This window comes from Salmonella sp. NW177, assembly GCF_051811585.1.
Lineage (GTDB): Bacteria > Pseudomonadota > Gammaproteobacteria > Enterobacterales > Enterobacteriaceae > Salmonella > Salmonella enterica.
Genome location: NZ_JAMMZV010000004.1, coordinates 271,637 through 291,250 on the forward strand (window position 1 = coordinate 271,637; position 19,614 = coordinate 291,250).

The following is a 19,614-nucleotide window of genomic DNA, read 5'->3' on the forward strand; positions in this document are numbered from 1 at the left end:
GTGACACAAATCACATAAATTGTCCCTGTCTGGACAGTTGAACGATTCAGTGCCAGATTGCGCAGTATCTACACTACAGGGTCCGGCTACCTCTGCCGCTACATTAACAAACCTCGGGCTTTCAGCCTGCGCGACAGCAACATAAGAAGGGGTGTTTTTATGTCATCCGATATTAAGATCAAAGTGCAAAGCTTTGGTCGATTCCTCAGCAATATGGTGATGCCTAATATCGGCGCGTTTATCGCGTGGGGTATTATCACCGCATTATTTATTCCAACAGGGTGGTTGCCTAACGAAACGCTGGCGAAACTGGTTGGTCCGATGATCACCTACCTGCTGCCGCTGCTCATCGGTTATACCGGCGGTCGTCTGGTTGGCGGCGAACGCGGCGGCGTAGTGGGCGCTATCACTACCATGGGCGTTATTGTCGGCGCGGATATGCCGATGTTCCTCGGCTCGATGATCGCCGGTCCATTAGGCGGCTACTGCATTAAGAAATTCGACAGTTGGGTAGACGGTAAGATCAAATCCGGTTTTGAGATGCTGGTGAACAACTTCTCCGCTGGCATTATCGGTATGATCCTCGCCATCCTGGCGTTCCTCGGTATTGGTCCGGCGGTTGAAGTCCTGTCCAAAATTCTGGCGGCGGGCGTTAACTTCATGGTGGCGCACGATATGCTGCCGCTGGCGTCCATTTTTGTTGAACCGGCGAAAATCCTGTTCCTCAATAACGCGATTAACCACGGCATCTTCTCACCGCTGGGTATCCAGCAGTCCCATGAGATGGGTAAATCCATCTTCTTCCTGATTGAAGCTAACCCGGGTCCAGGGATGGGCGTCCTGCTGGCGTACATGTTCTTCGGTCGCGGCAGCGCTAAACAGTCTGCGGGCGGCGCGGCAATTATCCACTTCCTGGGCGGTATCCATGAGATCTACTTCCCGTACGTGCTGATGAACCCACGTCTGATCCTGGCCGTTATCCTTGGCGGTATGACTGGCGTATTCACCCTGACCATCCTGAACGGCGGTCTGGTTTCTCCGGCTTCTCCTGGCTCCATTCTGGCCGTACTGGCGATGACGCCAAAAGGCGCTTACTTCGCTAACATCGCTGCCATCGTGGCGGCAATGGCGGTCTCCTTCGTGGTTTCTGCAATTCTGCTGAAAACCAGCAAAGTGAAAGAAGAAGATGACATTGAAGCGGCCACCCGTCGTATGCATGACATGAAAGCGGAATCTAAAGGCGCCTCTCCGCTGGCGGCTGGCGACGTGACCAACGACCTGAGCCATGTGCGTAAAATCATCGTGGCTTGCGATGCCGGTATGGGTTCCAGCGCGATGGGCGCAGGGGTACTGCGTAAGAAAGTACAGGATGCAGGCCTGAGCCAGATTTCCGTCACCAACAGCGCCATTAACAATCTGCCGCCGGATGTGGATCTGGTCATTACTCACCGTGACCTTACCGAGCGCGCGATGCGTCAGGTACCGCAGGCGCAGCATATTTCGCTGACCAACTTCCTGGATAGCGGCCTGTACACCAGCCTGACCGAACGTCTGGTTGCCGCACAGCGCCACAATACTAATGAAGAGAAAGTACGCGACCATCTGAAAGACAGCTTTGAGGAGGGTGATAACAACCTGTTCAAACTGGGTGCGGAGAATATCTTCCTGGGCCGTAAAGCCGCTAACAAAGAAGAGGCGATTCGCTTTGCCGGTGAACAACTGGTGAAAGGCGGCTATGTTGAGCCGGAATACGTCGAGGCGATGCTGGACCGCGAAAAGCTGACGCCGACTTACCTCGGTGAATCCATCGCAGTACCGCACGGCACGGTGGAAGCGAAAGATCGCGTGCTGAAAACCGGCGTGGTGTTCTGCCAGTATCCGGAAGGCGTACGCTTCGGTGAAGAAGAAGACGATATTGCCCGTCTGGTCATTGGTATCGCCGCTCGTAATAATGAGCACATCCAGGTCATCACCAGCCTGACCAACGCGCTGGATGATGAATCCGTGATCGAGCGTCTGGCGCACACCACCAGCGTGGATGAAGTGCTGGAACTGCTGGCAGGTAAAAAAGCTTAACAGTTAAGTATCCCCAAAATAGTTCGAGCTGCAGGAAGGCGGCAACGCAGTGAATCCCCAGGAGCGTACATAAGTACGTGACTGGGGTGAGCGAGGAGAGCCAACGCATCTGCAGTTCGAAATATGAAGGCGATATCCTCTCCCTTGTGGAGAGGGTTAGGTTGAGGGGAAATCTATGCAGTCCCTCACCCCAGCCCTCTCGGGTAAAAACATTAATGAAGGTTAATACTATGAAAGCATTACATTTTGGCGCAGGTAATATCGGTCGTGGCTTTATCGGCAAACTGCTGGCTGACGCGGGGATACAACTGACGTTTGCGGATGTAAACCAGGTCGTACTCGATGCCCTGAATGCCCGTCATAGCTATCAGGTTCATGTTGTGGGTGAAAATGAGCAGGTGGATACCGTTTCCGGCGTCAACGCTGTCAGCAGCATCGGCGATGATGTTGTCGACCTGATTGCCCACGTTGATTTAATCACTACTGCCGTGGGTCCGGTTGTGCTTGAGCGTATCGCTCCGGCCATCGCTAAAGGGCTGGTAAAACGTAAGGCGCAGGGCGTGGATGCCCCGCTGAATATCATCGCCTGTGAAAATATGGTGCGCGGCACAACGCAGTTGAAAGGCCATGTGATGAATGCCCTACCGGAAGACGCCAAAGCATGGGTAGAAGAACATGTTGGCTTTGTCGATTCCGCCGTTGACCGTATTGTGCCGCCATCTGCTTCTGCGACCAACGATCCGCTGGAAGTGACGGTAGAAACGTTCAGCGAGTGGATTGTCGATAAAACCCAGTTTAAAGGCGCGTTGCCAAACATTCCGGGGATGGAGTTAACGGATAACCTGATGGCATTTGTCGAACGTAAACTCTTCACGCTGAACACAGGTCATGCTATAACCGCGTACCTCGGCAAATTAGCCGGTCATCAAACCATTCGCGACGCCATTCTCGATGAGAGTATTCGTGCGGTGGTGAAAGGCGCGATGGAAGAAAGCGGCGCGGTGCTGATCAAACGCTACGGTTTTGATGCCGACAAACATGCGGCATACATTCAGAAAATCCTCGGTCGTTTTGAAAACCCGTATCTGAAAGATGACGTCGAACGCGTAGGTCGTCAGCCGCTACGCAAACTCAGCGCGGGCGACCGTCTGATCAAACCGCTGCTTGGCACCCTGGAATATGGTCTGCCGCATGTGAATCTGGTCAAAGGGATCGCGGCGGCGATGCATTTCCGTAGTGATGAAGATCCGCAGGCGCAGGAGTTAGCGGCTCTGATTACCGAAGAAGGCCCGCAGGCCGCGCTGGCGCAAATTTCCGGGCTGGATGCCAATAGCGATGTGGTGGCGGAGGCGGTTAACGCATATAACGCGACCAAATGACGCAGAATCCGGCGCAGGTTAGCCTGCGCCCAAATAACAGATTGTCAGATATGCAGGCAATAATGGAACAAACCCAGGCCTTTGAAAATCGTGTGCTTGAGCGTCTGAATGCTGGCAAAACCGTACGGAGCTTCCTGATTACCGCCGTCGAGTTATTGACCGAGGCGGTGAATATTCTGGTGCTCCAGGTGTTTCGCAAAGACGACTATGCCGTGAAATACGCTGTGGAACCGTTGCTGGACGGCGACGGGCCGCTGGGCGATCTTTCGGTACGTCTGAAACTTATCTATGGTCTGGGCGTACTCAGCCGCACCGAATATGAAGATGCGGAGCTGTTAATGGCGCTGCGCGAAGAGCTGAATCACGACGGCAATGAGTACGCCTTTACCGACGATGAAATCCTCGGGCCGTTTGGCGAACTGCACTGCGTCATGGCGCTACCGCCGCCGCCGCATTTTGATACGTCCGACGCGGCGCTATACGCCATGCAAATTCAGCGCTACCAGCAGGCGGTGCGTTCGACGATGGTCCTCTCTCTGACCGAGCTGATTTCTAAAATCAGCTTAAAAAAGGCCTTTCAAAAGTAAATCCCGCCGTTAACCTCTTTCTTCTTCTTTTGGTCGGTACAGCCGTCGGTAATATTCCAGACGCTGCAAATAAATGGGCGCGCTCTCCGACGGCACTTCGGAAGGAACATAATCACGCGGCGGCGTTTTATTCAGGTATTCACGGAACGCCTGGCTGGACGCCATAAAATCGACGGCTTTATCAATAAGAAGTGGTACGTTCTCACCTATTTTTGCCATGATAGATCCTCCATGTGGGACCCGCGTCTGACTCCCGCGGTCGCTTATTTGAGTTTAGGATCAATTTAGCGTTGTCATTGAGGAAAATGTGCTTAATCGCTTTTCTTGCCGACAAAAGGGCGCTTCATCTTTTCTTTCGACAAAAAGGATTTTATTCTCAACGAGATAATTAAATAGTGAGCAGTGTAATACTTGCCATAATTGATTATCTTTACGTCATGAGTTGTGAAGAATCACTCACTGCGCGCATACTATAAGGTATCTATCCCATTTCTATCAGAAGCTATCCCATGAAAGAAGTCGAAAAAAACGAAATTAAACGCCTGAGCGATCGTCTTGACGCTATTCGCCACCAGCAGGCAGGTCTCTCTCTGGTTGAATCCGCCGATAAATACGCGGAGCTGGAAAAAGAAAAAGAGACGCTGGAAGCAGAAATTATCCGTCTGCGCGAAGTACACAGCCAGAAACTGAGTAAAGAAGCGCAGAAGCTGATGAACCTGCCGTTTCGCCGCGCGATCACTAAAAAAGAGCAGGCCGATATGGGCAAACTCAAAAAAAGCGTACGCGGCCTGATCGTGGTGCACCCGATGACGGCGCTGGGCCGGGAAATGGGGCTCAAAGAGATGACAGGCTTCGCGAAGAGCGAGTTCTAAACCTTCCGCATCACAGGCTCTCAGGACACCCGTTGTACGGAGGGTGTCTTGAGAGCATCGGGCTATATTCCGAATTTTTCCTGGAAGTATTTACACCGCTTATATACAAGTTCATTTTTAACGGTAGCCCCTGCTTTTTCAGGATGAAAAATTCCACTATCATGCCTGTTTGTATTTATACAATGAATTTTTTTCATCCTCTTTTCTTATATCCCGCAGAATATGATTGACCCGCAAAATTAAATAACATTATCATCCCTGAAAAAAATCCCCATACATAAACATTATAATTATATTTTTATAAAGCATTGCTATGAGTAATTGATAAACAACGTCGGGTATTTGCGCATTTCTATAGAAACAATGAATGTTTTAATTATAACCATATATTAATGGCTATTGGCAATGCTCGCAAAATGATAAGTTAGCTGTATAAATAACAGGTTAACTATTTATATTATATAAATTATTAACAAGGATATTTTATATGCACAAAAATGGAAAATTTATCCCCCTGCTTGCGTTGGGATTCACATTCTTTTTATCTGGTTGTGACTACTTTGCAGATAAACACCTTGTTGAAGAGCTGAAAAAACAACAAAAAGAACAAGAAACAAAGATAAACCTGTTAGAAAAACAACAAAAAGAACAAGAAGCAAAGATGAATTTGCTAGAAAAACAACAAGCTACGCTTATCAACACGACTCAAAAGGTCGCCGAAGTCGTTGGCCGCGTTGAACGCAAACAACGGCTATTCGACTATACAGAACTGGACCCATCACAAACGCACTATTTTATTATTAACAACGGCAATATCGGATTAGCCGGGCGTATTCTATCTATTGAGCCAATAGATAATGGAAGTGTTATTCATCTTGATTTAGTTAACTTACTCAGCATTCCCGTATCAAACCTTGCGTTTAATATGACATGGGGTACGAAAAAACCTTCCGAGGCAAAAGATCTGCCTCGATGGCGACAACTCCTGCTCAACACAAAAATGGATTCGACAATCGAACTCTTACCGGGAGCATGGACAAACGTCACGCTAACATTAAAAGGCGTATCGCCCAATAATCTTAAGTATCTAAAAATAGGTATTAACATGGAGAATGTCATATTCGACAGCATACAGCCTATTAATGATACGAAAAAGAAGCCAAAAAAATAATAGCCATTGATACAATTATTTTAGAAAAGGAAAGCACTTATTCATGAACAGAATATTTAGAGTCCTCTGGAATGCCGCTACGGGAACATTTGTTGTCACCAGCGAAACCGCAAAAAGCCGCGGCAAAAAAAGCGGCCGCAGAAAGCTGGCGGTTTCCGCACTCATCAGTCTTAGCAGCATTATGGTTTCTGCGGACGCACTGGCCAATGCTGGGAACGATACAGGGAAAGGGATCGGCACTGAGAATGGATGGATAGCCATTGGCGAAGGCGCCGAAGCTGATTCAACAATAACAACTAAAGAAAAGGTCGCAGAAGATCCGTCCAAAGGATATGTAGCGGGTGCCGGTATTGCAATAGGTTACTATAGTAAGGCATCTGGGGCTTCCAGCACTGCGTTGGGCGGATATAGCCTTGCTGAGAGTATAGGCTCAGTGGCGCTAGGGGCAGGTGCACATACCACTTCTACGGCTAAATACTCTATGGCAGTAGGTACAAACGCAGTTGCCTCAAATCTTTACGCCATCGCACTGGGAACAAATGCAAATGCCTCAGGGAAAAATGCAATAGCGCTTGGACGCGATACCGTATCATCAGCAGAAAGAAGCCTGACGGTAGGATTAGGGGCGAATGCCGCATCTCTGGATAGCATGGCTTTCGGTTACAATACATCCGTAACGTCAGATGCGGCAAATGGCATTGCCTTCGGTAGTGGGGCGGTAACCTCTGCAAAAAATTCCGTCGCGATAGGGAGCAATTCTACAGCGACCGAAGAAAACGTAGTTTCTGTAGGGAGTGATGCCCTAAAGCGCAAAATTGTCAACGTTGGTAACGGAGCCATATCAGAAAGCAGCACCGACGCCGTTAACGGCTCTCAGCTATTTGCAACCAACGCCAATGTGACGCAGAACACCACTGATATTGCTGCCAATACCGACAGCATTAACCAAAACACAACCGATATCGCCACCAACACCACCAATATCAACAGCCTGAGCGACTCCGTCACCACGCTCACCGACGATGCCCTGTTGTGGGATGCAGCCTCTGGCGCATTCAGCGCTAAGCACAACGGAAGCGACAGCAAGTTAACCAATCTGGCGGCGGGTACCCTGGCCGCAGACAGCACCGACGCCGTTAACGGCTCTCAGTTGTTTGATACAAATGAGAAAGTGGATAAGAACACTGCTGATATCGCCACCAATACCGACAGCATCAACCAAAACACTGCCGATATTACCGCTAATACCGACAGCATTAACCAGAACACAACCGATATCGCCGCCAATACGACCAGCATCAATCAGAACACCACTGATATTGCCACCAACACTACCAATATCAACAATCTGAGCGATTCCATCACCGGCCTTACCGATGATGCCCTGCTTTGGGATGCTGACACTGGCGCATTCAGCGCTAAGCACAACGGAAGCGACAGTAAAATCACCAATCTGGCGGCGGGTACCCTGGCCGCTGACAGCACCGACGCCGTTAACGGCTCTCAGCTGTTTGCCACCAACGAAAATGTGTCTCAGAACACAACCGATATCGCCGCTAATACGACCAGCATCACTCAGAACACCACTGATATCGCCACCAACACCACCAGTATCAACAGTCTGAGCGACTCCGTCACCACGCTCACCGATGATGCCCTGCTTTGGGATGCGACCTCTGGCGCATTCAGCGCTAACCGCAACGGAAGCGCCAGTAAAATCATCAATGTCGCCGCCGGGGACCTTTCTGAGGACAGTACAGACGCAGTGAACGGCTCCCAGTTGTATGAAACCAACCAGAAGGTGGATCAAAACACCTCTGCTATCGCAGATATTAATACGTCCATCACCAATCTTAGCTCTGACAACCTGAGCTGGAATGAGACAACGAGTTCGTTCTCTGCCAGCCACGGAAGTAGTACGACAAACAAAATCACCAACGTTGCTGCCGGAGAGCTGTCTGAAGAAAGTACCGACGCGGTTAACGGATCGCAGCTGTTCGAAACCAATGAAAAAGTGGATCAGAACACGACCGATATCGCCGCCAATACCACTAACATCACTCAGAACAGCACCGCGATTGAGAACCTGAATACTTCTGTCTCCGACATTAATACGTCCATTACCGGCCTCACTGATAACGCTCTGTTATGGGACGAAGACATCGGCGCTTTCAGCGCAAACCACGGTGGAAGCACCAGTAAAATAACCAATGTCGCCGCCGGGGCGCTTTCTGAGGACAGTACAGACGCGGTAAACGGCTCACAGTTGTATGAAACCAACCAGAAGGTGGATCAAAACACCTCTGCTATCGCGGATATCAATACGTCCATCACCAATCTTGGTACCGATGCACTGAGCTGGGATGACGAAGAAGGCGCGTTCAGCGCCAGCCACGGTACCAGCGGTACCAATAAGATAACCAATGTAGCAGCAGGTGAAATCGCCAGTGACAGTACTGACGCCGTTAATGGCTCTCAGCTCTATGAAACTAACATGCTGATTTCTCAGTATAATGAATCTATTAGCCAACTAGCCGGCGATACCAGCGAAACCTATATCACGGAAAATGGTACCGGCGTGAAATACATCCGTACGAATGATAACGGGCTTGAAGGCCAGGATGCATACGCAACGGGTAACGGCGCAACGGCAGTAGGTTACGACGCCGTCGCCTCTGGCGCTGGCAGTCTGGCTCTTGGCCAAAACAGCAGCAGTAGCATTGATGGCAGTATCGCTTTGGGCAGTGGCTCCACCTCTAACCGCGCTATTACAACCGGTATACGAGAAACGAGCGTAACAAGCGATGGCGTTGTCATTGGCTACAATACAACAGACAGAAAGTTGCTGGGCGCGTTGTCATTGGGGACGGATGGAGAAAGCTATCGTCAAATTACCAACGTTGCGGACGGCTCTGAAGCGCAAGATGCGGTAACAGTTCGTCAGTTACAAAATGCCATTGGTGCGGTCACTACTACACCGACCAAGTACTACCACGCAAACTCAACGGAAGAAGATTCACTGGCTGTCGGAACTGACTCACTGGCAATGGGTGCGAAGACCATCGTCAATGCTGATGCAGGTATTGGTATTGGTCTGAATACACTGGTGATGGCTGATGCCATCAACGGTATTGCTATCGGTTCTAACGCACGCGCCTACCATGCAAACAGTATTGCAATGGGTAATGGTTCTCAGACCACTCGCGGCGCACAGACTGACTACACCGCCTACAACATGGACACACCGCAGAACTCTGTCGGTGAGTTCTCTGTCGGCAGTGAAGACGGTCAACGTCAGATCACTAACGTCGCGGCGGGTTCGGCAGATACCGATGCCGTTAACGTTGGTCAATTGAAAGTCACCGACAGCCGTGTTGCCGCGAATACCGAAAGCATCAATAACCTGAACACGCAGGTGAGTAGTCTTGATACTCGCGTCACCAATATTGAAAACGGTATTGGCGATATCGTCACTACCGGTAGCACCAAGTACTTCAAGACCAACACCGATGGCGTAGATGCAAATGCCCAGGGTGCGGACAGCGTCGCGATTGGCTCTGGCTCTATTGCTGCCGCTGAAAACAGCGTGGCGTTAGGCACAAATTCCGTCGCAGATGAAGCTAATACTGTGTCTGTCGGCTCTTCTACTCAACAACGCCGTATTACCAACGTTGCCGCAGGGGTGAACAACACTGACGCGGTTAATGTGGCGCAACTGAAAGCCTCAGAAGCAGGCTCCGTGCGTTATGAAACCAATGCAGATGGCTCGGTTAACTATAGCGTGCTCAACCTGGGAGACGGGAGTGGCGGTACCACTCGGATCGGCAATGTTTCAGCGGCGGTGAATGATACGGATGCGGTTAACTATGCGCAATTGAAACGCAGCGTCGAAGAAGCAAACACCTATACCGACCAGAAAATGGGTGAAATGAACAGCAAAATCAAAGGTGTAGAAAACAAGATGAGCGGCGGTATCGCTTCAGCGATGGCGATGGCCGGTCTGCCACAAGCCTACGCCCCGGGCGCCAACATGACCTCGATTGCTGGCGGTACGTTTAATGGTGAAAGTGCCGTCGCCATTGGGGTCTCCATGGTAAGTGAAAGCGGGGGCTGGGTGTATAAATTGCAAGGAACCAGCAACAGCCAGGGCGATTACTCTGCGGCCATTGGCGCGGGCTTCCAGTGGTAATGAAGTAACAACACTCCCGACATCAAAGGCAATGGCATAATGCCATTGCCTTTTCACTTCCCTTTGCTGTCCTCTCCCCTCAATTGGCCCTACCAATTTTAGCCCGTTACCACAGCCTACTCACATTTCACTAAATTAACTCTACAATACCGTTGCCAATAAATAACATCTGGTTAACTATTTGTTGTCATTATCCATACACAACAATATTGGCAGGACCACTTTTACACATAATGTGACCCCAACGAGATGAGCAAAGATTCATCCCATTATGCGTGTGGTTCTCAGGAGACCTGCAATGAACCTCTGGCAACAAAACTATGACCCGGCGGGTAATATCTGGCTTTCCAGCCTGATCGCATCGCTCCCAATCCTGTTCTTCTTTTTCGCCCTGATTAAACTCAAGCTGAAAGGCTACGTTGCCGCTTCGTGGACGGTGGTTATCGCGCTCGCCGTTGCGCTGCTGTTCTATAAAATGCCGGTCGATCACGCGCTGGCATCGGTCGTGTATGGCTTCTTCTACGGGCTATGGCCGATTGCCTGGATAATCATCGCCGCGGTCTTCGTCTATAAAATTTCGGTCAAGACCGGGCAGTTTGACATTATTCGCTCGTCAATTCTGTCAATTACCCCCGATCAACGTCTGCAAATGCTGATTGTCGGCTTCTGCTTCGGTGCGTTCCTTGAAGGCGCGGCGGGTTTCGGCGCGCCGGTGGCGATAACCGCCGCGCTGCTGGTGGGTCTGGGCTTTAATCCGCTGTATGCGGCAGGGTTGTGCCTGATTGTAAACACCGCGCCAGTCGCCTTTGGCGCGATGGGGATCCCGATTCTGGTTGCCGGACAGGTCACGGGCCTGGACAGCTTTGAAATCGGTCAGATGGTAGGCCGCCAGTTGCCATTCCTGACCATTATCGTCCTGTTCTGGATTATGGCGATTATGGACGGCTGGCGCGGCGTGAAAGAAACCTGGCCTGCGGTGATGGTCTCTGGCGGTTCGTTTGCTATCGCCCAGTATCTCAGCTCCAACTTTATCGGGCCGGAACTGCCGGACATTATCTCTTCGCTGGTGTCTCTGGTGTGCCTGACGCTGTTCCTCAAACGTTGGCAGCCGGTGCGCATCTTCCGCTTCGGCGATATGGGCGCGTCACAGGTCGATCAGACGCTGGCCCGTACCCGCTATACGACAGGGCAAATCGTTCGCGCCTGGTCGCCGTTTCTGTTCCTGACCGCCACGGTCACTCTCTGGAGCATACCGCCGTTCAAAGCGCTGTTTGCCCCCGGCGGCGCGCTGTATGACTGGGTAATTAACGTTCCGGTACCGTATCTCGATAAACTGGTCGCCCGTATGCCGCCGGTTGTACACGAAGCGACCGCTTACGCGGCGGTGTATAAATTTGACTGGTTCTCCGCCACCGGCACGGCGATCCTGTTTGCCGCGCTGTTGTCTATCGTCTGGCTGAAAATGAAACCCTCAGCCGCAATCCAGACCTTTGGCAGCACGCTGAAAGAGCTGGCGTTGCCGATTTACTCCATCGGCATGGTACTGGCGTTCGCGTTTATCTCGAACTATTCCGGGCTTTCTTCCACGCTGGCGTTAGCGCTGGCGCACACCGGCAGCGCCTTCACGTTCTTCTCGCCGTTCCTCGGCTGGCTGGGCGTCTTCCTGACCGGCTCGGATACCTCATCTAACGCGCTGTTTGCCTCTCTACAGGCTACCGCGGCGCAGCAAATCGGCGTCTCTGATGTGCTGATGGTGGCGGCGAATACCACTGGAGGCGTAACCGGGAAGATGATCTCGCCGCAGTCTATCGCCATCGCCTGCGCGGCGGTGGGACTGGTAGGAAAAGAGTCCGATCTGTTCCGTTTTACCGTCAAACACAGCCTGATCTTCACCTGTATGGTGGGCGTGATCACTACGCTTCAGGCCTATGTTTTAACCTGGATGATTCCGTGATTGTGATGCCAAAACGCCTGTCAGACGAGATTGCCTCTCGCGTGCGGGCGCTGATTGAAGAACAAAACCTGGAAGCGGGCATGAAATTGCCCGCCGAGCGCCAGTTGGCTCTACAGCTTGGCGTATCACGCAACTCTTTACGCGAAGCGCTGGCGAAGCTGGTCAGCGAAGGCGTGCTGGTGAGCCGTCGCGGCGGCGGGACATTTGTCCGCTGGCAGCACGAAACCTGGTCTGAACAGAATATCGTACAACCGCTGAAAACCCTGCTGGCGGACGATCCGGACTACAGTTTCGACATTCTGGAAGCCCGCCACGCCATTGAAGCCAGTACGGCCTGGCACGCCGCCATGCGTGCCACCGTTGCCGACAAAGAGAAAATCAGACTCTGCTTTGATGCGACGCTCAGCGAAGACCCGGATCTCGCCTCCCAGGCCGACGTGCGCTTTCATCTGGCGATCGCGGAAGCCTCGCACAATGTGGTGCTGTTGCAAACCATGCGCGGTTTCTTCGACGTCCTGCAATCCTCCGTCAAACAGAGTCGCCAGCGTATGTATCTCGTTCCGCCCGTATTCTCAAAGCTGACGGAACAACACCAGGCGGTGATGGACGCCATTCTGGACGGTAACGCCGAGGGCGCGCGTAAAGCGATGATGGCGCACCTCAGTTTTGTCCACACCACGATTAAACGATTTGATGAAGACCAGGCCCGCCAGGCGCGTATTACCCGCCTGCCTGGCGACCATAATGAGATGACCAGGGAGAATAAATCATGATTATTTCAGCAGCCAGCGATTATCGCGCCGCAGCTCAGCGCACGTTGCCTCCTTTCCTCTTCCACTACATCGACGGCGGCGCGTATGCGGAATATACCCTGCGCCGAAATGTGGAAGACCTGTCGCAAGTCGCTCTGCGCCAGCGCGTGCTGAAAAATATGTCCGATTTAAGCCTGGAAACGACCCTGTTTAACGAAACGTTGTCGATGCCGGTGGCATTAGCGCCGGTAGGTCTGTGCGGCATGTACGCCCGTCGCGGCGAAGTACAGGCCGCCGCCGCCGCAGACGCAAAGGGCATTCCGTTCACCCTTTCCACCGTCTCCGTCTGTCCGATAGAAGAAGTTGCACCAACCATTAAGCGCCCGATGTGGTTCCAGCTTTATGTACTGCGTGACCGGGGCTTTATGCGCAACGCGCTTGAACGTGCGAAAGCGGCGGGCTGCTCCACGCTGGTCTTTACCGTGGATATGCCGACGCCGGGCGCGCGCTACCGTGACGCCCACTCCGGGATGAGCGGCCCAAACGCGGCCATGCGCCGTTACTGGCAGGCGGTGATGCACCCTAAATGGGCGTGGGATGTCGGCCTGAACGGTCGCCCGCATGATTTAGGCAATATTTCCGCCTATCTGGGTAAACCGACCGGCCTTGAGGACTATATCGGCTGGCTGGCAAATAACTTCGATCCGTCCATCTCCTGGAAAGATCTGGAGTGGATACGCGAATTCTGGGACGGCCCAATGGTGATCAAAGGGATCCTCGATCCAGAAGATGCCCGCGATGCGGTACGTTTCGGCGCTGACGGTATCGTGGTGTCGAATCACGGCGGCCGCCAGCTCGATGGCGTGCTCTCTTCCGCCCGCGCCCTGCCCGCCATTGCCGATGCGGTGAAAGGCGATATCGCCATTCTGGCGGATAGCGGGATTCGTAACGGGCTGGATGTCGTGCGTATGATTGCGTTGGGGGCCGATACCGTACTGCTGGGTCGGGCCTATCTCTACGCGCTGGCGACGGCAGGAAAAGCGGGGGTCGCCAACCTGCTGGACCTGATCGAGAAAGAGATGAAAGTCGCCATGACCCTGACCGGCGCGAAATCCATTAGCGAAATCAGTGGCGATTCACTGGTGCAGGAACTGGGGAAAAGTTTGCCCGCCGCGCTGGCGCCAATGAGCAAAGGCGATGCCGCCTGAACGCCTGGCGCGTGAGAGCCCGGTAAATTTCTGCTATTCTGCCCCCCGCATTTAAGGGGGCATCATGCTTAACATCGTACTCTTCGAACCAGAAATCCCGCCGAATACCGGCAACATCATTCGTCTTTGCGCCAATACCGGCTTTCGTCTGCACATCATCGAACCGATGGGGTTTACCTGGGATGATAAGCGCTTACGCCGCGCAGGGCTGGACTATCACGAATTCGCCGCGGTTCAGCGCCATCACGATTATGCCGCCTTTGTCGCCGCCGAAAACCCGCAGCGCCTGTTTGCGTTGACGACAAAGGGCACGCCCGCCCATAGCGCCGTAAGCTATCAGGATGGCGATTATTTGATGTTTGGCCCGGAAACGCGCGGCCTGCCCGCCAGCATTCTCGATGCGTTGCCTAAAGAGCAGAAGATTCGCATTCCGATGATGCCGGATAGCCGTAGCATGAACCTGTCGAATGCGGTGTCGGTGGTGGTGTATGAAGCGTGGCGCCAGTTAGGATATCCCGGCGCGGTATTGCGGTCGTAATATATTCAATGCCGGATGGCGGCTAACGCCTGATCCGGCCTGGCCGATCCCGATGGCATGTTCCCGTTTATGCGGACTCTCGCTCAATCAAATGAAAGCCAATATCCACAATAGCTTCTGCGCACGGTTTCTGTTCAATACGATCGGCCAACAGCGTAGCGGCGCGCTGGCCAATGGCGCGTCTGTCAACGCTTACGGTAGTAATTGATGGTCGATTGCTGGCGGCAAAATCAAGGTCGCCAAAACCAATAACCGCTAAATCATGCGGAATGCGCATACCACGGCTTTCCGCCTCCATCATCGCCCCCTGTGCCAGGGTATCAGAACTGCAAACAATGACATCAAACGTCCCTTCGTCAAAAAGCTGGCTTAAACCGCTGCGCCCCAGCGAAAGCGATGCCGGAAGGGGGACATCTACCTGCGGTACGGCATGAATCGCGTGGCGTTGAAGAACACTACATAACCCCTGCTTACGTTGCGCGGCTCGGCGATCGGCGGTCCACAACAAGCCGGGACGACGATAGCCCTTACTCAAAAGATACTCCCCCGTCGCCTGCCCGACTTTTTCATGGGAAAAACCGACCAGCATATCAAGCGGCGTGGGCGTTAAGTCCCAAATTTCCACCACCGGAATAGCCGCGTTCAGGATGACCTTTTTCAGTTCTATCGTGTGATGGATCCCGGTAAGCACCACGCCATCGGGGCGGCGGGAAAGCAGTGTCGCCACCAACTCCGCTTCCGTTTGTTCGGTATATCCCGCCACGCACAGCAATATGTGATATCCGCGTCGGGCCAGTTCATCGCTCAGCGACTGGATGGTATCGACAAACATGTTGTTGTTAATTTGCGGCACGACGACAGCGATTAATTTACTCCGTCGCGACGCCAGACCACCGGCTAACGCGTTGGGTATGTAGCCTGTGACGCGAACCGCCTGCATGACTTTCTCAACCGTTTTGGGGCGAACCAGTTGTGGCGAATTCAATGCCCGGCTGACTGTCATCGGAGACAGCCCGGCGCTACGTGCTACATCTTCCAGCGTCGGCGCACGAGGTGATTTGGTTCTCTTCACGTCTGATGCCCCTGCAAAGATTGGCTGATTTATCCGCGCATTATTCATCATGCCTGCGGCTATTGCCAGCTTCGCATCAGGAAAGGCCGTAAATACAGTAGCTTATCAAGCTCAGTCATTACAAAATGATAGCGCCATCATTTTGTATTATGCATTTCCCCAGATATTTTTGGATCGTGATCCATTTTGCAATAAATCCTGCTTTTTATACGACATATGTGATCAAATGTTCAAATCAACATCAACTTTCTGGATCCTGCGTTCGCTTAATAATAAAAATGTTAGCGCAATCATTTTGTGATTATCAGGAGAAAAAAAATGGCTTTAAGCGCGAATTCCGACGCCGTAACGTATGCAAAAGCGGCGAATACCAGAACCGCGGCAGAAACCGGCGATCGTATCGAATGGGTGAAGCTATCACTGGCTTTTCTACCGCTGGCGACGCCAGTAAGTGACGCGAAGGTACTGACCGGTCGCCAGAAACCTTTGACCGAAGTGGCAATCATCATTGCCGAAATCCGCAGTCGCGATGGCTTTGAGGGCGTTGGTTTTAGCTACTCCAAACGTGCTGGCGGCCAGGGTATTTATGCTCACGCCAAAGAGATAGCCGACAATCTACTGGGCGAAGACCCCAATGATATCGACAAAATATACACCAAGCTGCTGTGGGCCGGAGCCTCGGTGGGGCGTAGCGGGATGGCGGTACAGGCTATCTCCCCTATCGATATCGCCTTATGGGATATGAAGGCTAAACGTGCCGGTCTGCCACTGGCAAAACTGTTGGGCGCGCACCGCGACTCCGTTCAGTGTTACAACACCTCAGGGGGGTTCTTGCATACACCGCTCGATCAAGTGCTGAAAAATGTGGTGATTTCCCGCGAAAATGGCATTGGCGGTATTAAGTTGAAAGTCGGACAACCCAACTGCGCTGAGGATATTCGCCGCTTAACCGCAGTACGTGAAGCGCTTGGGGATGAGTTCCCGTTAATGGTTGACGCTAACCAGCAGTGGGATCGCGAAACGGCTATCCGCATGGGGCGTAAAATGGAACAGTTCAACCTTATCTGGATTGAAGAACCATTAGATGCTTACGACATCGAAGGCCATGCCCAGCTTGCTGCCGCGCTGGATACGCCTATCGCCACCGGGGAAATGCTGACCAGTTTCCGGGAACACGAGCAGTTGATTCTGGGCAATGCCAGCGATTTCGTTCAGCCAGATGCGCCGCGTGTCGGCGGTATCTCTCCGTTCCTGAAGATTATGGATCTGGCGGCGAAACACGGGCGTAAGCTGGCGCCGCACTTTGCGATGGAAGTACATCTGCACCTTTCCGCAGCGTATCCCCTGGAGCCGTGGCTGGAACATTTCGAGTGGCTGAACCCATTATTCAACGAGCAACTTGAGCTGCGCGATGGCCGCATGTGGATTTCCGATCGTCATGGTCTGGGTTTTACGCTCAGTGAACAAGCGCGCCGCTGGACACAATTAACATGTGAATTTGGCAAACGCCCTTAACCCGACTGGCGGGAATCCGTCCCGCCTCTCTTACCTTACAGGATGCATTCTGCCCTTATCTGAGGAGTAGATAATGAACACAATAATAAAGCGCACAAAAGTGCGTCATACCATTCTTATATTTTTATTTCTTGCTACCGTATTTAATTATGCGGATCGCGCAACTCTATCCGTAGTTGCCCCAATAATGAGTAAAGAATTAGGTTTTGATCCGGAAGCGATGGGCCTGGCCTTCTCCTCATTTGGTATCGCCTATGTCATTATGCAACTACCCGGTGGTTGGCTATTAGACCGCTACGGTTCACGACTGGTTTACGGTTGCGCATTGATTGGCTGGTCGTTAGTAACCATGTTTCAGGGAACGATCTATCTGTATGGCAGCCCATTAATTGTACTGGTTATTCTACGTCTGCTGATGGGCGCGATTGAAGCGCCTGCCTTTCCGGCGAACAGTCGTTTAAGCGTACAATGGTTTCCCAATAATGAACGAGGTTTCGTTACTTCAGTTTATCAGGCTGCGCAATATATCTCGCTGGGCATTATCACCCCGCTAATGACGATCATTCTGCATAATTTAAGCTGGCATTTTGTCTTCTATTATATTGGCGCTATTGGTGTGATGCTCGGTATATTCTGGTTAATGAAAGTCAAAGATCCGATGCACCACCCAAAAGTTAATCAAGCGGAAATTGACTATATTCGTAGCGGTGGTGGCGAGCCCTCTCTGGGCTGTAAAAAGGAGCCGCAGAAAATAACGTTCGCGCAGATTAAAACCGTCTGTGTTAACCGGATGATGATCGGTGTTTACATCGGGCAATTCTGCGTTACCTCTATCACCTGGTTCTTCCTGACCTGGTTCCCGACCTACCTGTACCAGGCGAAAGGCATGTCGATTCTGAAAGTCGGTTTTGTGGCCAGTATTCCAGCCATTGCCGGTTTTATTGGCGGCCTGCTCGGCGGCGTGTTCTCCGACTGGCTACTCAAACGCGGCTATAGCCTTACCGTCGCGCGGAAACTGCCTGTTATCTGCGGTATGTTGCTCTCTTGCGTAATTGTGATCGCCAACTACACCTCTTCAGAATTTGTGGTCATTGCGGCGATGAGTCTGGCCTTTTTTGCCAAAGGGTTTGGTAACCTGGGCTGGTGCGTACTCAGCGACACCTCGCCGAAGGAAGTTCTGGGTATTGCCGGCGGTGTATTTAACATGTGCGGCAATATGGCAAGCATCGTTACGCCACTGGTCATCGGCGTGATTCTTGCCAATACTCAGTCGTTCGACTTTGCCATTTTATACGTTGGCTCAATGGGACTTATTGGTCTCATTTCATATCTGTTTATCGTCGGCCCGCTGGATCGCATCACGCTGACATCATCCGCAGCCTGATTGTCCACATTGCGAATTCTTCGCTCCGCTGTTCCGGGATTGCACTCCATCGGAACAGCGTTTTTTAGTTGTACCGCGCAATTCAGATGCCGTCGCCATACTCAAACGTATGGTGTAGCCCGTTGAAATGCTGGTCCATATCCATCGACGGCTTATCGCTGCCCGGCTTGCCGACAATACGCGCCGGAACGCCTGCGGCGGTAGTGTGCGGCGGGACAGGCTGTAAAACAACGGAACCTGCGCCAATTTTCGCGCCGCGCCCCACCTCGATATTGCCGAGAATTTTCGCGCCCGCGCCAATCATCACGCCTTCGCGGATTTTAGGATGGCGATCGCCGCTCGTTTTCCCGGTACCGCCCAGGGTGACGGATTGCAGGATCGACACATCATCCTCAATAACCGCCGTCTCCCCCACCACAATACCGGTGGCATGGTCGAGCATAATCCCGCGGCCAATTTTCGCTGCCGGGTGAATATCCACCTGAAACGAGACCGAAACCTGATTTTGCAGGAAGATAGCCAGCGCGCGGCGACCTTTATTCCACAACCAGTGACCAATGCGGTAGGCCTGTAGCGCATGAAAGCCTTTCAGATATAACAGCGGCGTGGAGTATTTATCCACCGCCGGATCGCGAGTGCGCACGGCCTGAATATCGCAGGCTGCCGACGCGATCATTTCCGGGTCGGCGGCATAGGCTTCTTCAACTACTTCACGGATAGCGATAGCGGGCATGATGGGCGAAGCCAGTTTATTTGCCAGCATATAGCTCAGCGCACTGCCCAGATTTTCATGCTTGAGTAGCGTGGCGTGATAAAAACTGGCCAACATAGGCTCACAGTCAGCTAAAGCGCGGGCTTCAGCTTTAATATTCTTCCAGACGATTTCCAGTTCTTCACACGGCATGGCTTACTCCAGA

15 protein-coding genes are annotated in these 19,614 nt (G+C 52.2%); 12 read left to right on the plus strand and 3 right to left on the minus strand.

Annotated elements, in window-relative coordinates; genetic code table 11:
• Nucleotides 1-159: 159 nt before the first annotated feature.
• From mtlA to mtlR, 3 genes are all read left to right on the plus strand, one after another.
• Nucleotides 160-2,076, plus strand: coding sequence for a PTS mannitol transporter subunit IICBA (gene mtlA / locus NA986_RS14050; RefSeq protein WP_000093287.1), 1,917 nt, complete (start codon nucleotides 160-162; stop codon nucleotides 2,074-2,076).
• Between the two features lie 230 nt (nucleotides 2,077-2,306).
• Entirely contained in the window at nucleotides 2,307-3,455 is a 1,149-nt protein-coding gene (gene mtlD, locus NA986_RS14055; protein ID WP_023216216.1) for a mannitol-1-phosphate 5-dehydrogenase, read from the plus strand.
• Nucleotides 3,452-4,042, plus strand: coding sequence for a mannitol operon repressor MtlR (mtlR, locus tag NA986_RS14060; RefSeq protein WP_000193201.1), 591 nt, complete (start codon nucleotides 3,452-3,454; stop codon nucleotides 4,040-4,042). Before mtlD ends, mtlR begins: the two co-directional genes overlap by 4 nt.
• 9 nt (nucleotides 4,043-4,051) lie before the next feature.
• Here mtlR and NA986_RS14065 read toward each other — a convergent pair whose 3' ends face one another.
• Complete coding sequence (locus NA986_RS14065) at nucleotides 4,052-4,261, minus strand: hypothetical protein (protein WP_001062558.1); 210 nt, start codon at nucleotides 4,259-4,261, stop codon at nucleotides 4,052-4,054.
• Nucleotides 4,262-4,551: 290 nt separating this feature from the next.
• Between NA986_RS14065 and NA986_RS14070 the strand changes: the two genes are divergently transcribed.
• The 7 genes from NA986_RS14070 to trmL all read left to right on the plus strand — a co-directional run bounded on the left by NA986_RS14070 (nucleotide 4,552) and on the right by trmL (nucleotide 14,726).
• Nucleotides 4,552-4,914 (plus strand): YibL family ribosome-associated protein, encoded by a 363-nt coding sequence (locus tag NA986_RS14070; protein WP_000665687.1) that lies wholly within the window; start codon nucleotides 4,552-4,554, stop codon nucleotides 4,912-4,914.
• 487 nt (nucleotides 4,915-5,401) lie between these two features.
• Complete coding sequence (locus NA986_RS14075) at nucleotides 5,402-6,085, plus strand: DUF3251 domain-containing protein (protein ID WP_023216797.1); 684 nt, start codon at nucleotides 5,402-5,404, stop codon at nucleotides 6,083-6,085.
• Nucleotides 6,086-6,128: 43 nt separating this feature from the next.
• On the plus strand, nucleotides 6,129-10,274 hold the full coding sequence (locus NA986_RS14080) for a YadA-like family protein (RefSeq protein WP_023216798.1): 4,146 nt from the start codon (nucleotides 6,129-6,131) through the stop codon (nucleotides 10,272-10,274).
• Between the two features lie 298 nt (nucleotides 10,275-10,572).
• Nucleotides 10,573-12,228, plus strand: coding sequence for an L-lactate permease (gene lldP, locus NA986_RS14085; protein ID WP_001055308.1), 1,656 nt, complete (start codon nucleotides 10,573-10,575; stop codon nucleotides 12,226-12,228).
• The gene (gene lldR / locus NA986_RS14090; RefSeq protein ID WP_023216799.1) at nucleotides 12,225-13,001 is read left to right on the plus strand and encodes a transcriptional regulator LldR; all 777 of its coding nucleotides are present in this window, start codon (nucleotides 12,225-12,227) and stop codon (nucleotides 12,999-13,001) included. Before lldP ends, lldR begins: the two co-directional genes overlap by 4 nt.
• Nucleotides 12,998-14,188 (plus strand): quinone-dependent L-lactate dehydrogenase, encoded by a 1,191-nt coding sequence (gene lldD / locus NA986_RS14095; protein ID WP_000586988.1) that lies wholly within the window; start codon nucleotides 12,998-13,000, stop codon nucleotides 14,186-14,188. The genes lldR and lldD overlap by 4 nt, the downstream gene beginning before the upstream one ends.
• A gap of 64 nt (nucleotides 14,189-14,252) precedes the next feature.
• Nucleotides 14,253-14,726 carry a tRNA (uridine(34)/cytosine(34)/5-carboxymethylaminomethyluridine(34)-2'-O)-methyltransferase TrmL gene (gene trmL / locus NA986_RS14100; RefSeq protein WP_000932335.1) on the plus strand — a complete coding sequence of 158 codons (474 nt, stop codon included), beginning with the start codon at nucleotides 14,253-14,255 and terminating at the stop codon, nucleotides 14,724-14,726.
• 67 nt (nucleotides 14,727-14,793) lie between these two features.
• Here trmL and NA986_RS14105 read toward each other — a convergent pair whose 3' ends face one another.
• Nucleotides 14,794-15,798, minus strand: a complete 1,005-nt coding sequence (locus tag NA986_RS14105; protein ID WP_001805166.1) for a LacI family DNA-binding transcriptional regulator — start codon at nucleotides 15,796-15,798, stop codon at nucleotides 14,794-14,796.
• 318 nt (nucleotides 15,799-16,116) lie between these two features.
• Between NA986_RS14105 and NA986_RS14110 the strand changes: the two genes are divergently transcribed.
• Complete coding sequence (locus NA986_RS14110; RefSeq protein WP_001218249.1) at nucleotides 16,117-17,313, plus strand: L-talarate/galactarate dehydratase; 1,197 nt, start codon at nucleotides 16,117-16,119, stop codon at nucleotides 17,311-17,313.
• Nucleotides 17,314-17,386: 73 nt separating this feature from the next.
• Nucleotides 17,387-18,697 (plus strand): MFS transporter, encoded by a 1,311-nt coding sequence (locus NA986_RS14115; protein WP_001092104.1) that lies wholly within the window; start codon nucleotides 17,387-17,389, stop codon nucleotides 18,695-18,697.
• An 82-nt stretch (nucleotides 18,698-18,779) separates the two neighbouring features.
• On the opposite strand, the gene cysE is transcribed toward NA986_RS14115, so the two are convergent.
• Nucleotides 18,780-19,601 (minus strand): serine O-acetyltransferase, encoded by an 822-nt coding sequence (gene cysE, locus NA986_RS14120; protein WP_001112114.1) that lies wholly within the window; start codon nucleotides 19,599-19,601, stop codon nucleotides 18,780-18,782.
• Nucleotides 19,602-19,614: the final 13 nt, after the last annotated feature.